18 protein-coding genes are annotated in these 16,652 nt (G+C 68.4%); 12 read left to right on the top strand and 6 right to left on the bottom strand.

Annotated features, from left to right (window positions below):
• The first annotated feature begins 152 nt into the window (after positions 1–152).
• The 4 genes from ABNF93_RS26495 to ABNF93_RS26480 all read left to right on the top strand — a co-directional run bounded on the left by ABNF93_RS26495 (position 153) and on the right by ABNF93_RS26480 (position 4,058).
• Positions 153–485 carry a zinc finger domain-containing protein gene (locus ABNF93_RS26495; RefSeq protein ID WP_349330904.1) on the top strand — a complete coding sequence of 111 codons (333 nt, stop codon included), beginning with the start codon at positions 153–155 and terminating at the stop codon, positions 483–485.
• Positions 486–533: 48 nt separating this feature from the next.
• Positions 534–1,757 carry a LacI family DNA-binding transcriptional regulator gene (locus ABNF93_RS26490; RefSeq protein ID WP_349330903.1) on the top strand — a complete coding sequence of 408 codons (1,224 nt, stop codon included), beginning with the start codon at positions 534–536 and terminating at the stop codon, positions 1,755–1,757.
• 24 nt (positions 1,758–1,781) lie between these two features.
• A complete protein-coding gene (locus ABNF93_RS26485) occupies positions 1,782–3,395 on the top strand; it encodes a glucoamylase family protein (protein WP_349330902.1) in 1,614 nt (537 codons plus the stop codon).
• A gap of 153 nt (positions 3,396–3,548) precedes the next feature.
• A complete protein-coding gene (locus tag ABNF93_RS26480) occupies positions 3,549–4,058 on the top strand; it encodes a DinB family protein (RefSeq protein ID WP_349330901.1) in 510 nt (169 codons plus the stop codon).
• A 150-nt stretch (positions 4,059–4,208) separates the two neighbouring features.
• Here the strand turns inward: ABNF93_RS26480 and ABNF93_RS26475 are convergent, their stop codons facing one another.
• Positions 4,209–5,540 (bottom strand): aminotransferase-like domain-containing protein, encoded by a 1,332-nt coding sequence (locus ABNF93_RS26475; RefSeq protein WP_349330900.1) that lies wholly within the window; start codon positions 5,538–5,540, stop codon positions 4,209–4,211.
• Positions 5,541–5,650: 110 nt separating this feature from the next.
• Here ABNF93_RS26475 and ABNF93_RS26470 point away from each other — a divergent pair, with 110 nt between their 5' ends.
• The 3 genes from ABNF93_RS26470 to ABNF93_RS26460 all read left to right on the top strand — a co-directional run bounded on the left by ABNF93_RS26470 (position 5,651) and on the right by ABNF93_RS26460 (position 8,736).
• Positions 5,651–6,457, top strand: a complete 807-nt coding sequence (locus tag ABNF93_RS26470; protein ID WP_349330899.1) for an alpha/beta fold hydrolase — start codon at positions 5,651–5,653, stop codon at positions 6,455–6,457.
• Positions 6,458–6,519: 62 nt separating this feature from the next.
• A complete protein-coding gene (locus tag ABNF93_RS26465; RefSeq protein WP_349330898.1) occupies positions 6,520–7,878 on the top strand; it encodes an FAD-binding protein in 1,359 nt (452 codons plus the stop codon).
• Positions 7,879–7,944: 66 nt separating this feature from the next.
• Complete coding sequence (locus tag ABNF93_RS26460) at positions 7,945–8,736, top strand: phytanoyl-CoA dioxygenase family protein (RefSeq protein WP_349330897.1); 792 nt, start codon at positions 7,945–7,947, stop codon at positions 8,734–8,736.
• Here ABNF93_RS26460 and ABNF93_RS26455 read toward each other — a convergent pair.
• Positions 8,722–8,991 (bottom strand): YciI family protein, encoded by a 270-nt coding sequence (locus ABNF93_RS26455; RefSeq protein WP_349330896.1) that lies wholly within the window; start codon positions 8,989–8,991, stop codon positions 8,722–8,724. The genes ABNF93_RS26460 and ABNF93_RS26455 overlap by 15 nt on opposite strands.
• Positions 8,992–9,071: 80 nt before the next feature.
• Between ABNF93_RS26455 and ABNF93_RS26450 the strand changes: the two genes are divergently transcribed.
• Positions 9,072–9,749, top strand: coding sequence for a Crp/Fnr family transcriptional regulator (locus ABNF93_RS26450; RefSeq protein WP_349330895.1), 678 nt, complete (start codon positions 9,072–9,074; stop codon positions 9,747–9,749).
• A gap of 43 nt (positions 9,750–9,792) precedes the next feature.
• Positions 9,793–10,428: a sulfotransferase family protein gene (locus ABNF93_RS26445; RefSeq protein ID WP_349330894.1), complete on the top strand. Its 636-nt coding sequence runs from the start codon at positions 9,793–9,795 to the stop codon at positions 10,426–10,428.
• Between the two features lie 26 nt (positions 10,429–10,454).
• On the opposite strand, the gene ABNF93_RS26440 is transcribed toward ABNF93_RS26445, so the two are convergent.
• Positions 10,455–11,606, bottom strand: coding sequence for an enolase C-terminal domain-like protein (locus ABNF93_RS26440; protein WP_349331009.1), 1,152 nt, complete (start codon positions 11,604–11,606; stop codon positions 10,455–10,457).
• A gap of 179 nt (positions 11,607–11,785) precedes the next feature.
• Here ABNF93_RS26440 and ABNF93_RS26435 point away from each other — a divergent pair, with 179 nt between their 5' ends.
• Together ABNF93_RS26435 and ABNF93_RS26430 are read left to right on the top strand one after the other, a co-directional pair.
• A complete protein-coding gene (locus ABNF93_RS26435) occupies positions 11,786–12,262 on the top strand; it encodes an Ig-like domain-containing protein (protein ID WP_349330893.1) in 477 nt (158 codons plus the stop codon).
• Entirely contained in the window at positions 12,252–12,980 is a 729-nt protein-coding gene (locus ABNF93_RS26430; RefSeq protein WP_349330892.1) for a cytochrome b/b6 domain-containing protein, read from the top strand. The genes ABNF93_RS26435 and ABNF93_RS26430 overlap by 11 nt, the downstream gene beginning before the upstream one ends.
• 58 nt (positions 12,981–13,038) lie before the next feature.
• Here ABNF93_RS26430 and ABNF93_RS26425 read toward each other — a convergent pair whose 3' ends face one another.
• The gene (locus ABNF93_RS26425; RefSeq protein WP_349330891.1) at positions 13,039–14,181 is read right to left on the bottom strand and encodes a hypothetical protein; all 1,143 of its coding nucleotides are present in this window, start codon (positions 14,179–14,181) and stop codon (positions 13,039–13,041) included.
• A 191-nt stretch (positions 14,182–14,372) separates the two neighbouring features.
• On the opposite strand from ABNF93_RS26425, the gene ABNF93_RS26420 reads away from it, so the two are divergent.
• Complete coding sequence (locus ABNF93_RS26420) at positions 14,373–15,350, top strand: hypothetical protein (protein ID WP_349330890.1); 978 nt, start codon at positions 14,373–14,375, stop codon at positions 15,348–15,350.
• A 21-nt stretch (positions 15,351–15,371) separates the two neighbouring features.
• Here the strand turns inward: ABNF93_RS26420 and ABNF93_RS26415 are convergent, their stop codons facing one another.
• Positions 15,372–16,187, bottom strand: a complete 816-nt coding sequence (locus tag ABNF93_RS26415; RefSeq protein ID WP_349330889.1) for a lytic transglycosylase domain-containing protein — start codon at positions 16,185–16,187, stop codon at positions 15,372–15,374.
• A gap of 223 nt (positions 16,188–16,410) precedes the next feature.
• Positions 16,411–16,652: hypothetical protein (locus tag ABNF93_RS26410; RefSeq protein ID WP_349330888.1), on the bottom strand; the 242-nt coding region annotated here is incomplete at its 5' end.

Genomic DNA, 16,652 nt, shown 5'->3' with positions numbered 1-16,652 from the left:
TGGCACCTTCCCCCTTCCGTGTGGTCACACCAAGGTCAAACCGTGGCGTGGCGGCAGGTCGGCTGGCCTCCCTGCACATCTCACCCCCGGGTCTCATCCCAGTCGCCGCGCCGCACCCTCCTTTCCCGACGAGCAAAGGTGGTAGCGGTGCGATGGCGGATCGCCAAGTTCCTGGTGTGCATGCTTTTCGGGATCGTGTCGGTGATGGTTGTTTCCCGGTAGACCCACTCGACTCTGGGCTGCTCGACTGGATCTGGTCGGGCCGGCTCAAGGACCAGGGCTACACCGACGTGGACCTCAACACGACCGCCCGCGTCCTGTCCCTGGTGTGCCCGACGTGCAGCGCCGACATCGGCGAGTGGTGCCACACCGCCGCCGGCAACATCCTCGCCCACCTCGACCTGCAACACGTCGCCCGGCGGGGCCTGATCCAGAGGACTACTGAGCTAAGTAGCCGGTGTCGTGAACCCCGCCGTTGGCCGTGATCGGTACGGCAGGTGTGCTGCCGCTTGCGTGCTGCCATACTCCGGACCATGAAAGCGCTTACACGGCGCATCCTGGATGGCGGCGACCGCAGCGCCCAGCCGTCCGACGACAGCGCGAGCGCTCCAAGCACCACGGACGCCGGGGACACCGCGACGACCGACGACAACGCGGACGCTGGCACCGGCGTCACGATCTACGAGGTCGCGGCCCGCGCGGACGTGTCCATCGCGACGGTCTCGCGCGTCCTCCGCGGAAGTTCCAGCGTCGCCCCCGCCACCCGCCGCCGGGTTCTCGACGCCGTGGACGACCTGCGGTACACGCCCAGCCGACTCGGCCGGTCGCTCGCGGAACGCCGGCACGCTGCGCACGGCATCGTCTTCCCCGACCTGTCCGGTCCGTACTTCGCGGAGGTCGTCCTTGGCTACGAGGAGGTGGCCGCCGAACTCGGCCGCTCCGTCCTCATCCTCGCCACGCACGAGCGGCCGGCCGCTCGCGACATGGTGCTCGACCTCGCCTCGCGCGTCGACGGGATGGTCGTCCTCGGGCGGACCGTCGACGACGACGCCGTACGCCACATCGCCGCGACTGGTCGCCGGCTCGTCCTCCTGGCCCGCCCTGCCGTCGCCGGCATCGACTCCATCACGGCCGACAACGACGGCGGCGCCCGCGCCCTCGTCGAGCACCTGGTCAGCCACGGCCATCGCCGGTTCACGTTCCTCGGCGACGAGGCGTCCTCCCCCGACACGCACGCGCGGTGGGTCGCACTCCGGGAGAAGCTCCGCGAGGTCGGAGTCCGGCCGCCGAGTCGTCCGGTGCGCTGCCCGCTCGACGAGGAAGCCGGCTACGAAGCGGCGGGCGGAGTGCTCGACCGCAAGGGCCGGACGCTGCCGGATGTCCTCGTCTGCGCCAACGACGAGATCGCGCTGGGCGCGCTGCTGGCCGCAGAGGAGCGTGGTCTCGCCGTACCGGACGACATCGCCGTCACCGGTTGGGACGACATCATGGCCGCCCGGCACGCCCGTCCCGCGCTGACGACGGTGCGGCAGCCGATGCGCGAGCTCGGTGAGCGGGCGGCGCGGCTGCTCCACGCCCGCGTCGAAGGCACCGCCGCGGCACCGTTTCACGACGTACTTCCCACTCAGCTTGTCGTCCGTACGAGCTGTGGGTCACATGCGGGGACCGACACATCAGGAAGCGCATCACGAAGCGCACCAGGCAGCACCCGAAGTACCCAAGGCACCGCTCCTCTCCACGTCGGCCGCACCGGCTGACCGACTTCGCCAGGAGGTACGTTCATGCCCACCACTCGACGCGTGGTCGCGGCCGCGGCCGCGGGGGCGCTCGCCCTCGCGTTACCCGCCTTTTCGGCGGCGGCCGCTGCCCCGGCAGGCTCCTCGTCCGGATCTTCAGCAACAGCCTCGAGATCCGGCGAGAAACTGACGGCGGCGGACCACACCACGCTCAGAACGTATGCCGAGGACACCTGGGCTTCGATGGACGCCATGGTGTACCCGGAGACCGGCCTCCCGGACGACAACATCACCGGCGATCTCGACCCGCAGGGCCGCGGCGGCTACACCTCGCCCACCAACATCGGTGCGTACATGTGGTCGACCATCGTCGCGCGCGACCTCGGCATGGTCGGCAGGTCCGACGCGCGGAAACGGCTCGCTACGACCCTCGACACCGTTGCGCGGCTGGACCGGCACGACGACTCCGGCATGTTCTACAACTGGTACGACCCGAAGACGCTGGACGTGCTGCGGTCGTGGCCGGATAGCGGCGATCCGATCAAGCCGTTTCTGTCCAGCGTCGACAACGGCTGGCTGGCGGCCGCGCTGATGGTGGTCGAGCGGGCGGAGCCGCAGCTGACGTCGAAAGCCCGTACGCTGCGCAAGTCCATGGACTTCGGCTTCTACTACGACCCGAAGGCCAAGGGCGAGGACGTCAAAGCCGGCCTGATCCGGGGCGGGTTCTGGGACGCGGACCCGACGCCGGAGTGTTCGATCGTGGGCAACTACCGCGACCGCGGGCCGGACGTCTGGTACACGTGCCACCACTACGGCGCGTTCAACTCCGAGCCGCGGATCGCCTCCTACATCGGCATCGCCACCGGGCAGATTCCGCGCGAGCACTACTTCGGACCGTGGCGGACGTTCCCGCCGACCTGCGACTGGTCGTGGACCGAGCAGGTGCCGGTCGGTGAGTGGCGGACCTATCTCGGCGTAGAGGTCTTCGAGGGCGCCTTCGAGTACCGCGGCAAGCGGATCGTGCCGTCGTGGGGCGGCGACATGTTCGAGGCGTTCATGCCTGGGCTGTTCGTGCCCGAGTCCGACTGGGGTACGCACTCCTGGCGGGTGAACCACCCGTTGTACGTACAGGCGCAGATCGAGCACGGCATGGACGAGGCGAAGTACGGCTACTGGGGCTTCTCGCCCTCCAGCAACCCGGCCGGCGGCTACCGCGAGTACGGCGTCGACCAGTTGGGCATCGACGGCGGCTCGTCCACCGCGGGCGGGTACACCTCGGACCAAGAGCGTACGACGGTCACGCCGGCGTACCTCGACTGTCGGGCGGCCGAGCCGGAGCCGACGGCCTACGGCGACGGTGTGGTGACGCCGCACGCGGTGTTCCTCGCTCTGGAGTACGACCCGAAGGCATCGCTCGAGAACCTCGCCAACCTGAGGGCCGACTTCGACGCGTACGGGCCTGGCGGCTTCTACGACGCCGTCGCGGTGAGGTCGGGAACGGTCGCCACGCGGTACCTGTCCCTCGACCAGGGCATGATCATGGGCGCGCTCGGCAACTTCATGGACGACGACTCGCTCCGTGGCTACTTCGTCTCTGACCAGGTGAAGAGTGAGCTGAAGCCGCTCATGCAGATGGAGAGGTTCAGCGCGGGACAGTGAACCCCGGGCGGGCAACCGGGGAGCCGTAAATGACCACGCTGCCCATGCGTGCGGAAGCCGGGACAGGTGTCGGCACCTGTCCACGGACCGCGGGCATGGGCAGCGTGGTCATTTGTGGTTCGGCGGCGGATGACAGCTGACTAGGGTGCGGGCATGGACCAATGCAACGAGTGCGGGTTCACCTATGACCTGGGCGGGGCCACGGAGGCGGGTCCTTCGATCCGCGCGGGAGCGGAGGAGTACGCGACTCTCCTCCGGCGTACCGACCCTGCGGTGACCACCCGGCCGGCCCCCACGGTCTGGTCCCCGCTCGAGTACGGCTGCCATCTCCGGGACGTCCTGCTCGTCCAGCGGGAACGCGTGCTGCACGCTCGCCGTACCCAGCAACCGGCACCGGAGCCGATGGGGCGCGACGAACGCGTCGAGCACGACGGTTATGCCGACCAGGACCCCGCCGACGTGGCCAGACAACTCACCGACGCGGCGCAGCTGTTCGCCCACGTGCTGAGCCGGCTCGGCCGGGGCGACTGGGAGCGGACGCTGGTCTACAACTACCCCGAACCCACCGTACGCAGCCTGCGTTGGGTCGGGGTCCACACCTTGCACGAGGTACGCCACCATCTCCTCGACGCCAACCGCCACCTCTCGTCGAACCTGCCATAGAACCCGGGCGCCCGAACCTACCGTCGAACCCGGCGCCGAACCTGCCGTCGAAACGGGCGACGCCGACTGACCGGTCCCGAAGCAGCCGCCCGGTCCGCGGTCCCGCGCTCCGGGGATCCGCGGCGAATGGGCCCGGGCCCATGCCGCCAGTCACTCCAGGCCCGAGTCCTCCGGTGCGTGGCCCGCCAGCTGCGCGAGGGTGTCGAGGGCCGTGGCCAACACGTCCCTCGGTGGCGAGGCAAGGGCGAGCCGCACGGCGTTGGGGACATGCCCCGCCGACACCGTGAACGATCCCGCCGGCGTCACCGCGATCCCCCGGCGCGCGGCCGCCGCCACGAACGTGTCCGCCCGCCAGGGCTCTGGAAGCTCCCACCAGCAGTGGTACGCATGCGGATCCGTACGAAGGTCGAACGCGCCCAGCCGGTCAGCTACGATCCGCTGCCGCGCGGCCGCGTCCTCGCGTTTGGCTTCGCAGATCGCGGCGACGGTTCCGTCGTTCATCCAACAGGTCGCGGCGTCGAGGGCGAACCGGGTGGCCATCCACGTCCCCGATCTGAGCGCGGCGGCGACATCGGTGGCGATCCGGCGGGGCGGCACGACGAAGCCCAGCGTCAGCCCGGGCGCGACCCGTTTGGAGAGACTGTCGACGACCATGACGCGCTCGGGCTCGAGCACCGCGAGCGGCGGCAGGTCCTGGCGTAGGAACCCGTAGATCGAGTCTTCGATCGCGTACATCCCCTGCTGGCGGATGGCGGCAGCGAGCGCGGCCCGGCGCTTGTCCGGCATCGTGAGGCCCAGCGGGTTGTGCAACGTCGGCTGGACGTAGATCGCGCGTAGTGGTGGGCCTTCGGCGAGGGCGTCCGGGATCACGCCTGCCTCGTCCATGGCCAGCGGTACGAGCGTGACGCCGAGCCGAGCGGCGATGCCCTTGACCACGGGATAGGTGAGCCGTTCGACCCCGAGCCGTTCACCGGGCGGGACGAGTGCCGCGATGGCTGCCGCGATCGCCTGCCGGCCGTTACCCGCGAAGAGCAGGTCCGCCGGGTCGGGTGCCCAGCCGCCGCGCGCCACCAGCGCGGCGGCCGCCTGCCGGGCCCTCGGCGTTCCGGCCGCGCCCACCGGCCGCAGGGTCGCCTCCAACACGTCCGGGCGCACCAGGCTCGCGAGGCTCTTCGCGAGCAGTCCGGCCTGCTCGGGGAGGACGGGAAAGTTCAGCTCCAGGTCGACCCGTGCGGCCGCTGCCGGTTCGGCGAGAGCGGGATCGACCGGGCCTGTCGCGGCACGTACGAATGTCCCGCGTCCGACCTCGCCCACGGCAAGGCCGCGTCGTACCAGCTCGCCGTACACCCGTGCGGCGGTGGAACTGGCGATACCGCGCTCCCGGGCGAACCAACGCTGCGGTGGAAGCCGATCCCCCGGACGCAGCCGCCCCGCCGCGACATCGGCGGCGATCTGGTCGGCAATCGCTCGGTAGTCGTCCATGCACTGGCACCCTCATGAGAATTGCACCGAGAGCATTATTCTTATTGATAGGAGAGATTGCCCCGAATAGCATCGACGTGTCAAGCCGCAGCGGGGAGAGGATCACACCCATGAGCAAGGTGACCCTGGACGGAATCACCGTGGGATACACCGACGAGGGCAGTGGCGAACCACTCGTCCTCGTCCACGGCCATCCGTTCGACCGCTCGATGTGGCAACCACAGGTCGCACACTTCAGCAGGCAGGGATGGCGGGTGATCGTCCCGGACCTTCGCGGGTACGGCGAATCCACCGTCGTTCCAGGACTCACCACGCTGGAGACGTTCGCCCGCGACATCGCCCACCTGCTCGAGCATCTGGGAATCGGTCACCACGTCATCGGCGGCCTGTCGATGGGCGGGCAGATCGTCATGGAGTACTACCGGTTGTTTCCGGACCGGGTGCGTGCGCTGCTTCTCGCCGACACCTTCGCGGCCGGCGAAACCGAACACGGCAAGAAGGTACGCAACGACACCGCCGACAGGGTGCTCCGCGAGGGCATGGAGGGCTACGCCACCGAACTCCTCCCCGGGATGGTGGCACAGCGCACTCTCGAGGCCATGCCGGAGGTCGCCGCGCACGTGCTGGGCATGATGCGGCGTACATCCCCGGCGGGAGCCGCGGCCGCGCTGCGCGGGCGAGCCGAACGACGCGACTACGTGGACATGCTCGCCCGCATCTCCGTGCCGACGCTGGTTGTCGTGGGCAGCGCCGACGAGTTCACCCCGGTCAGTGACGCACGGCTCATCCAGGAACGCATTCCCGACGCGACACTCGCGATCGTCGACGGAGTGGGGCACATGCCCAACCTCGAACGACCCGGTGAGTTCAACGCCGCGTTCGAGAAACTGCTTCACTCCCTGCCCAGAACCGCTTAGCCTCGATCTTTCAGCTGGCTGGTGGCGAGTCCGGTGACCAACCCGACGTGAATGAGAACGCCGTGAACGAAGGCCGCAGTCTTCCGCTTACAGAACTACCGCCGCTCGACGGTGAACTGTCGCTGGACACCGACGTCCGAGCGGCCGCCGCCGACGACTTCGGGCACGTGGTCGAACGCATGCCGCTGGCGGTGCTGCGTCCTGGCTCGGTCCAGGACATCGCCCTCGTCACCAGATGGGCAGCGGACAACGGGTGGAAGATCGCCGCCCGCGGACAAGGCCATTCCACCTTCGGCCGTTCACAGGTCGACACCGGCATCGTCATCGACATGACAGGTTTCGGCGACATCCATCGCGTCGGCGAGGATCACATCGTCGTCGGCGCGGGTGCGACGTGGCGTTCGGTGCTCGCCGCCACGCTGCCGCGCAAGCTCACGCCGCCGGTCCTCACGAACTACCTCGACCTTTCCGTCGGGGGCACACTTTCCGTCGGCGGAATCGGCGGGACCACGCACAGGTACGGCATGGCGACCGACAATGTGCGCGAGCTCGAGGTGGTCACCGGTGAAGGCAAGGTTCTCACCTGTTCGAGGGAGGAGAACCCCGAGCTGTTCGACTGCGTACGCGCCGGGCTCGGGCAGTTCGCCCTCATCACCCGCGCGACGCTGTCGCTCGTCGCCGCTCCGGATCGGGCCCGCAGGTACGCCCTTGTCTACCCGGACCTGGAAAGCCTGGCCGCCGACCAGCGGCTGCTGCTGCGAAAAGGTCGCGCGGACCATCTCCAAGGCTCGATCCTCGCCCCCGACGGTCGCTGGCGACACCAGCTGGAGATGGTGGTCTTCCACGCGTCAGGCGACCAGCCGGACGACGACGCGGTGCTGGCCGGTCTCGCGGACGACCGCGCCCAGGCCCAGATCGACGACCTCTCGTACCGCGAGTACGTGGAGGCCTTCGACAAGTTCGAAGAACTCCTGCGTACGACGGGTGAGTGGGCGAACCCGCACCCGTGGTGGCTGACCTTCCTGCCTGGTTCGGCAGCGGAGGAGACCGCCGCCGGCGTCCTTGCCGACATCGAGCCCCAGGACCTCGGCGTGCACGGTCTCGTCACGTTCTACCCGTTGACCATTGACGCGATCAGGACACCGTTGGTGACGATGCCCGCCGGCGATGTCGCGTTCACCTTCAATCTCATCCGGTTCGCCTCGACCGACACCCAGCAGGTTACACACATGCTGGAACAGAACCGGGCGCTCTATCCCCGCATCCGTGCCGCTGGCGGGGTGGTCTATCCCGTGAGCGCCTTCCCTCTCACCCCTTCGGAGTGGGAGGAGCACCTCGGTGCCAGGTGGCCGGTGGTGCGCAACGCGAAGGAACGCTTCGACCCGGCGCACTGCCTTACTCCCGGCTACGAGGTGTTCTGAGACAGGGCGTTCGCGAGATGATGAGAACCGCCGCACGCCCTGGCCAGCCTGCCTCGGAGGATGCCCATGCCGGTCCCGGATCGCGCGACAGTGGTGAAACCCCTGACGCTGACCGACAGCGAGGTCCATTTCTATGCCGCGCAGGGATTCCTCCGCCTGCCCGGGTTCGTGTCGGCCGACGCCGTCGAAGGCCTGCGTACCGAGGTGTTCGAGGTTCTCGACGCCAACGGCGTGTCGCGGGAGTCTCTCGCCCGGGCGACGAAGACCGCGGACAAGCTTCGCCAGTGCCCGCAGTACCTCGCGGACTCCCTGCTCGACAGCCTCATCAACGGCTCGGCGACACTCGACGTGGCGTCCCGGCTGATCGGCGGGCGAGCGATCCGGTACCTCCCGTTCACGGCCGTGAAGGCCGGTGGCGGTGGTGGAACATTCCATCTCCACCAGGACAACAACTACACGCGGCACGACCCGGCGCTCGGCTCGATCAACATCTGGGTCGCACTCGAGGACATGACCCCCGAGAACGGCTGCCTGCAGATCATGCCCGGATCGCATCGCGAACAGCTCGACTCCCGTACCAGCGACGACGGCGACAGTCACCGGCAGGTCGACGTCGATCCGTTGCACTGCCTACCGATCCGGATGCGGGCGGGCGATGCCGTCGCGTTCTCCCGGTGGACGGTGCACGGATCCGGCCCCAACAGCACGGACCGGCCGCGGCTGGCCTACGCGCTGCAGTATCACCGGGAGGACGTGCGGTGGTACGACAAGGACACCGACACGTGGAGGGCCCTCGTCGACACACCGAAGTTCGCCACACCACCGGTCACGTACCTCGGCCCGTCAACGTCCTCCTGACCCGATGAACGGATTCCAGGCACGGACGCTCACGACTTCGACACCCGGCGTCGCGTAGTAGGGGTCGTCGGCCAGGATCTGCTCCACGCCCGCGCGGTCGGTGTCGAACACCAACGCGGCACCCGAGTCATCGGCCCATGGTCCCGCCATCACGAGCCGGCCCTCGGCGTACAACTGCTGCAGGCGGGCCCGGTGGGCCGGACGCGATTCCATGCGTCGGGGATCATCGTTGAACTTCAGTTCGAGGAGGAACATACCCGCACGCTAGGGCCTTCCACGGGCCGTTGGCTGTATCGCGCGATACTGGGCTCGAGGTGGGCCGTGAGGATGGGGCCGTGAGGGACCAGATCGGCGCGTTGGCGACTGTGCCGTTGTTCAGCATGCTTGGCGACCAGCGACTCCGAAGGCTGGCCGCACACTCAGCTGTTCGTACCATTGCCAGCGGGACTGTGGTCGCCACCCGCGGCGAACCGGCGTCCCACCTGCTGGTCGTCGAATCTGGCGCGTTGGCCGCCTTCCATGACAGCACCCAGGGCCGCCGCGTCAACCTCGGCGACTTCCACGCACCCTGCGCGGTGGACAAGGCCGCCGTCCTCGACAGCGGTGGCCACACCGCCACCTGGCAGGCAAGCGGCACCACCCGACTCCGGCGAATCCCCCGCGACGAGGTCCTGGCGCTCGTCGACGACGTTCCCGCCGTACGCCGTCACGTCCTTGCCCACCTCGCCGCACAGGTACGCCACCACCAGACCGAACGCATCCGCGCTACCCTTGACGACGCCACCGCCCGGGCCGCGGCGTGGCTCGTTCAGGCCGCCGCCACACATGGGCGAAGGATCCCTCTGCCCCAAGGGCAACAGGGCCTCGGTGAGGCCATCGGCGCTACCCGGGTGACCACCAACCGAGCCCTTCGCCACCTCGCACGTGACGAGCTCATCCGGATCGAGCCAGGCGCCCTTGTCGTGCTGGCCCCGGAACTCCTTGCCCATCGGGCAGCTTCCTCGTCGCGTTAGAAGTCCGACCACGTTCCCGTCGACCCACATGGGAGATTTCTGCATGCTGAAAGTGATTGGTGCCGGCTTCCCAAGAACCGGCACCTATTCCCTGCGAGCCGCGTTGATGACCATCCTCGGTGGCGACTGCTACCACATGCGTACGGTCAACGAGCACGACGATCACGTCGCGGAATGGCGCGGCGCCCTCCGCGACGAGCCGCCAGAGTGGCATTCACTGTTCGAGGGATGCACGGCCGCCGTCGACTGGCCGGTGTCCAGCTTCTGGCGGGAGATCAGCGCCGCCTTCCCTGACGCGCTGATCCTGCTGTCCGTACGCAAGGACGCGGGCACCTGGTGGCGCAGCTTCGACGAGAACATCCTCCCCCGCGTCCGGCGCCCGCCGGAACCCGGTAGGGAGTCCCGGCACGCGATGAGCCTCGAACTCCTCGCCCGGGAGATCGGCCCGCACTGGGACGACGAAGGACAGGCCGTGGAGGCGTACGAACGCCACCTCGACAACGTACGCACCACCGTCCCCTCCTCGCGCCTGCTGGTCTGGCAGGCCGAGCAGGGATGGCCGCCGCTGTGCCAGGCACTCGACGTCCCGATCCCGTCAGAACCCTTTCCGTGCCTCAACACCACGGCCCAACGACGCCAGTACGCCAAGGACCGGATCCGGGCCGCGGACGCGTCCTGAGTCCGAGCCCCGACAGAAGGCGAGAATCACCAGCTGGTGATGGTGTTCTCCTCGATGTAGGCCAGGTTGAGGTCCTGTCCCAGCCCTGGACGTGTCGGCATGTGGACGAAGCCCTCGGCGTCCAACTCGTCGATCGCGGAGTTGAGGTGCGGGGGCACCTCGTCGTAGCCGTAATGGGGATGCAGCAGGCCGCGTTCGTACCACCGGCCGAAGATCGTGCCGCCCAACACAGCGAGGTTGCCGGCGCCGCCGCCGTGGATCTCACACTCCATGTTGAAAGCCTCCGCGAGGTGGACGACTTTCATGGTCGGCGTGATGCCGCCGCAGTCACCGACTCCGGCCCGGACGATGTCGCACGCTCCGGCGACGATCCACTCGGCGCGGGTGAACCCCTTGCCCCACGCGGTTTCCGGGCCGATCACCGGAATGTCCAGCTGGTCGGCAAGCCACTTGTACGACTGGATGGAGGCCTCCTCCATCGGCTCTTCGTACCAGTAGTAACCGAGCTTCTCCAGCGACCGACCGAGCGTGAGTGCCTGCAGCCGGCTGTACCAGTGGTTGGCGTCGAGCATCAGCGGCACGTCCGGCCCGACCGCTTCGCGCACCGCGGCGCAGGCCTTCGCGTCCATGCCGATGTCCGGCGCGAACGACACCGGCGGCATCCAGGTGTGCAGCTTGATCGCGCTGTAGCCACGGGCGACGAGCTGCTCGGCGAAGGCGCCGTAGTCCTCCGGCGTCGCCAGGCCACCCGCGATCTCGTCGCCGCACATGGTGCTGGCGTACGCGGGCACCTTGCTCCGCCCACCGCCGAGCAGCTTCCACACCGGCATGCCGAGGCGGCGTCCCTCCAGGTCCCAGAGCGCCATGTCGACGCATCCGAGGGCCCGGTCGGTGAAGCCGCCGCCGGACCCGCGCTGGGTCTGCGCCATCGCGTGCCACAGGCGTTCGCGGTCGCTCGGGTCCTGGCCGACAAGGATGTTCCTGACGTGGCCGGCGAGGATCGGCTCCCGGAGCTGGTCTGCCGATGTCAGGCAGTACCCAGTCGCGCCGTCGCTGTCGATGACGCGCAGCAGTGCCTGCCGTACCTCGTGGGCCTCGCCGGGATGGGTGTGCCCGTCGCTGTCCCTGGATGTCTTCGACACCGTACGAAACACACTGACGGACACGCTCTCGATCATCGCGTTCACGGACATCACCTCTCGTCGATCTGGCTCGGGAAGCGGGGCGGCGCTGGAACGAGGTGCCGCAGGGATTGAGTACCTTCCGGCGTCCCTGACGTAGGGGGTCCTAGAGCACGGAGGTCCGACCCACGCCACCCGGCATGGGCTTGTCGCCGTGCATGGACGAGGAGGGACTCATGCGTTGGTCTGGCGTCATGTTCGCTGGAATGGCGGCCGTTGCCGTCCTGGTGGCTGGCTGCGCCGGCTCCGACAGTGGCACGTCGACGACGGAGGGTGGGAGCGCCAGCGGCGGCAGCGGTAGCGAGGCACTCACGATCACGTCGCCCGAGGACGGTGCGGAGGTGACCTCGCCGTTCACGTTGGAGTTCGATGCCGGAGACATCGGTCCGGAGGAAACCGGCAAGGATCACGTCCACATCTTCGTCGATGGCGAGGAGTCCGACTACACCGTCGTCACCGAGAACACCTTCGAGATCGAAGGGCTGCCTGCGGGCGAGCACACCGTCACCATCACCAAGCAGCACGCCGACCACTCGCCCACCGGGGACGAAGTGGAGATCACCGTGGACGTCACCGGCGATGACCCCTCCGGCGACACCTCGGGTGACACGTCGGACGACACCGGAAACGACCAGCCGGACTATGACTACTGAACGAGGGCGGCGTAGATCGGTCGCGGCGACTTCGGCCAGAGTCGAGCGGTACAACCGACGCACCCGGTGGTTCCACGCCGGCATCTACGTCACCGTTCTGATTCTGTTGGCGACCGGCTGGTGGCTGACGCTCGGACACGAAGGGCAGCCGAGCCCACTGGCATGGATCTTCCGGACTCCTGACACGGTCCTCCACACGAACACCGGCTGGGTCGTCGCCATCCTCTCACTCGGCGGGTTGGCGTTCGGCGCCCGCGCGGTGCGCGTCTTCGTCAGGGAGACGTTGCGGGTCGACCGGTCGGACGGACGCTGGCTCGTGCGGTGGCCACGAGCGGTCTTCACCGGCCGGTTCGACCGCCACGAGGGCCACTTCGATCCCGGTCAACGGGTGCTCAACGTGGCTCTGACGCTTGGGCTCGTCGTCCTGATCAGCAGCGGCATGGGGATGGCCTGGCTGCATGGCGGGCCAGCGTTCGTCGTGCTCGTACGCCTGCACACCTGGGCCACGTACGCCGTCACTCCCCTGATCCTCGGTCACATCGTCGTCGCGGCAGGCATCCTGCCGGGCTACCGGGGCGTGTGGAGGTCCATGCATCTCGGCGGCCGACTCGAGGTCTCGGTGGCTCGCCGGCTCTGGCCGGGCTGGTACGAACGCCAGGAAGCCGCGCCGGACAAGCAGGACGAGCAGGCGACCAGAGCGCGCGGAGCTCACCGATAGCGACCGGCCGGGAATTCGGAGCGAGCGACGACAAGTGCGACCGTGCCCGTCGGAGCTATCAGGCTGGAACGGTGTGGAGTACGCCGGTCAGTCGGTCGTAGCGGTGGACCTTGGTCGAAGACGCGGCCGGATCCTGGAGATCCGTCACGCGGACGACCAGGACACCGTGCCGGACATCGTCGTCGGTGCTGATCCGGAGCCACGGCTCGCCGGCACGCAGCGCCGTCACCTCCTCCAGCAAGCCGCCGTCACGGCCGGCGGCTATCGCATAACCCGGGCCATCGGCCGGGTCGATGTCGATGCCTCCGTCTTCGCGAAGTGTGAACGTGAGCACGAGGTTCCCCCGCCCGCCGTTCGCGACGCCGATGAAGTCGTACAGCGGGGCGGGATCGCCGACGTAGTACCTGAAACGTCCGAGCCCAGTCACATCCATGCCGTTGTAGAAGTTGCGGCCCGCGGGATCGAGCCAGAAGTGCGGATTGTGGGTGGGCGCGCTGAAGTCCGCACCTGAGTTGTACGAGATGTGCCAGTGCGGCGGGTTGTCGGCGTGCAGGGTGTTGTTGGTCTCGAAACCCATCAGGACGAACCGGTGCCCCTTCGCCGCCGCGACGTCCACCATCCCGGAGTCACGGCAGATCGCATGTGCCGCGACGAGCTGGTGCACCACGGACCGGACTTCGCCGGCTGGCCACGGCACCGTCGTCCACGGACCCGCCACGCGGTCGGGGTCATTGTGCTCGATCCGCCAGTTCATCCCAGGCGAGATGTCGGGGTGGCTCCACACCTGGATCGTCGGTTGGTTCGCGTTGACCGACACCTGCGACATCGGGAGGGTGAACGCAAGACCGTGCCGGTCGGTCGGATCCGGACGGATCGGCAGCCGCAGGTCCTGGTGGATGACAGTCTCCACTGTCGTGTCCGGCCACCGGAGGTTCACCTCGATGCCCGCGGCGTCGTGCGGACCACGGACGAACGTGTAGTACTCCGCGCGCGAGGCCACGGAGTAGTTCGCGCCCGGCACGAGGTCGTAGCCGGCGGGAAGCGTGATCTCGGGCTGACTGGGCTCACCGGGTAGACGTCGTACAACTCGAAAGGCGGCATAGGCCAGCTCCGCTCCGTGCGCGGTGCCGGGCACTGCCGCTGCCAGGCCGATTGCCGGTACGCCGGCGAGCAGGCAGCGCCGGGTCAGTGGTCGAGGCATCTGGTGTCTCCCTCGTCGTTCGGCCGCGGTGCCCGTCGTCATCGTCGTGCGGATCAGCAGCTTTGATCTTCGGCGTCGACCTTGGCCTTGGCAACACACATCAACCAAACATGACGGCCGAGCACTGCCAGGTCCTTCGACCAGGTTCGAAAGAGCTGGTCATTCGCCTCGTACGAGCGGATGATCTTGGAGTGAACCTCTGCAGGAAGCACGCGGGAACGGCCACGGGGAGCGCGGCGCCTGCCGTTCGTCGTGCCGCCGCGACGGCGTTCCTGCTTCTCGGCGCGAGCACGCTCGCCGCTTGCGGTTCCGGCGGTGACGCCGTTGACCCGACCGACGCTGCCGAACAGTCGCCCTCACGGTCCGCGTCGCCGACTCCGAGCACGTCACCCGAGGAGTACAGGAAGACGCTGGCGGCTGCGGGCGCGCCCGTCGATGCCGCACTCGCGAAGGTGACGGCGGCGAAATCGCTGCCTACGTTGAACAACCGTCTGGCGGCGGCAGGGCGCGTCGCAGCCGAGACTGCTGCCAAGCTCGACGAGGTGCGACCGCCGAACGGCGAGGAGTCGGCCCACCTCGAACTCCTCGCCGGCCTCCAGTCCTTCCAGGTCTCGGCCGAGAGCGCGGTGGCGTCACCCGCTCGGGACAACTCCTGCAGGGCAGCGGTTCCTCCGTCGAGCGTCGTCGCCAACCTCGACGTCGCTTCGTTGAACCAGGCAGTCAGGAGCCTCGAGACCAGGGGCTACGACACCGGCATCCACCCGGTGGCCGTTCCGAACGTGTCGAGCCGCCGGCTGCGCCATGGACAGTTCGTGCGGTCCGGGTCGCGTACCGGCAACGGCACGCTGGTCATCGACAACGGCGGCGACACGGATGCCTTCGTCGCGTTCGCGACGGGCAAGTCGCAGACCTTCTCGGTGTACGTACGCAAAGGTGGCACGTTCACCGTCCACGGCATCCGCTATGGCACCTACTCCGGTTACTTCGCCACCGGTGAGGACTTCGACTCCCGGGCCAAGGGCTTCACCCGCAACTGCGGCTTCGAAAAGTTCGACGAGCCCTTCAGTTACCCGAGCGGATACCAGTCAACATTCACGATCACCCTGCACACTGTCGTCGGTGGTGATGCATCAACGACCGAACTCGACCCGAGCCAGTTCCCGTCCTGAGGTCGCACGGGAGGCAGCCGATCAGGTCCGTCCCCTCCCACCAGAATCGGACGTCGGGCCGAATGCGGATGCGCTCGCGTACTGGCTCGCCCGGGCGCGGACGTCCCGCAGGTACGCGCTGGAGTGGTTGTACGACAGGATCGCCCGGCGCCAGCCGGATTCGGTACTCAGATCGCCTCCCGCCGCGCAGAGATAGCGCGCTGCCGCCATGGCCGCGTCGTCCAGATCATGTGGATCCTTGCGGCCATTGCCGTCGCCGTCAGTGCCAGCGATCGCCCACGTGTCCGGGATGAACTGCATCGGCCCGACGGCTCGATCCCACACCGGGTCGCCGTCGAGCCGCCCACCGTCCGTGTCCCGGATCGCACGGATGTCGGGCCCGCCGTTCAACGCGATGCCGAAGATGGGAATCGACGGTCGCCCGTCCGCGCGAAGGAGCCGACCCCCGATGTGACCGTGGTGCGATTCGACCGACCCGATGCCTGCCAGGGTGGACCAGTGCAACCGGCATCCCGGATCGTCGGCCCCGACCCTTGCCTCCGCGGTGGCGTAGGCCTCCAACGCCCGGACGGGAATACCGGCGCGCTGGCCGGCGTACACCGCCCACATGCGTACCGGTGACGCATCCAGGCGATCCTCGCCTCGCTGGTGGTGGCCGGCATGTCCCGGGAGTCCGTCATGTGGCGGTGACGCCCCGCGCAGATTCGTCACGAACCCCGCCACCACCGGTGTGGCCACCATGGCAAGGACGACGAACAGCGAAGCCTGGCCGCGCAGGCGGTCACGGATCTCCACCGCGCGGGCGGAAATCTGGCCGAGGAAGTTCGGCCACCTCACCGGAAAACGAAGCTCTCCGGTGCATCGAAGGATCCTCTTGCGCACACGTGAAGGCGAGCCGACGCCGGCTGCGTACAGACGTTCGCGCCGGCCCTGCTTCCACTACGTGGCAAGGGCTGCATCCGGTGAACAGTAGCAACCCGACACTGGACCGCCAATCCCACAAGGCGGGATCCGTTCGGCGACCACTCGTGTCCCTACCGCACAGCGTGCCGCCCGGCGGTCAGGTGGTGTCGCGGCAGGCCGCGTCCAGAGAGAACCGCGGTTGGTAGCCGAGAAACGTCCGCGCCCTCGCGATGGAGAGCAGGCCGGCGCGCCCGGGCAGGGGTTCGCGCAGGTGCGGAAGCAGTTCCGGCCGGTGTTGGGCGACGATCTCCAAGGTCGGCTCTGGTGCCCGCGTGTCCGCCGCCGCGAGGGTGATGGGAACGTGAACCACTGTTTCCACCAGTGCCGCCTTCGTGATCC

Origin of the sequence: Actinopolymorpha sp. B9G3 (assembly GCF_040120725.1) — a bacterium.
In the GTDB taxonomy this organism is placed as follows: domain Bacteria; phylum Actinomycetota; class Actinomycetes; order Propionibacteriales; family Actinopolymorphaceae; genus Thermasporomyces.
The sequence above is the reverse complement of the archived record's forward strand: the minus strand, read 5'-3'. Positions and strand labels throughout refer to the sequence as shown.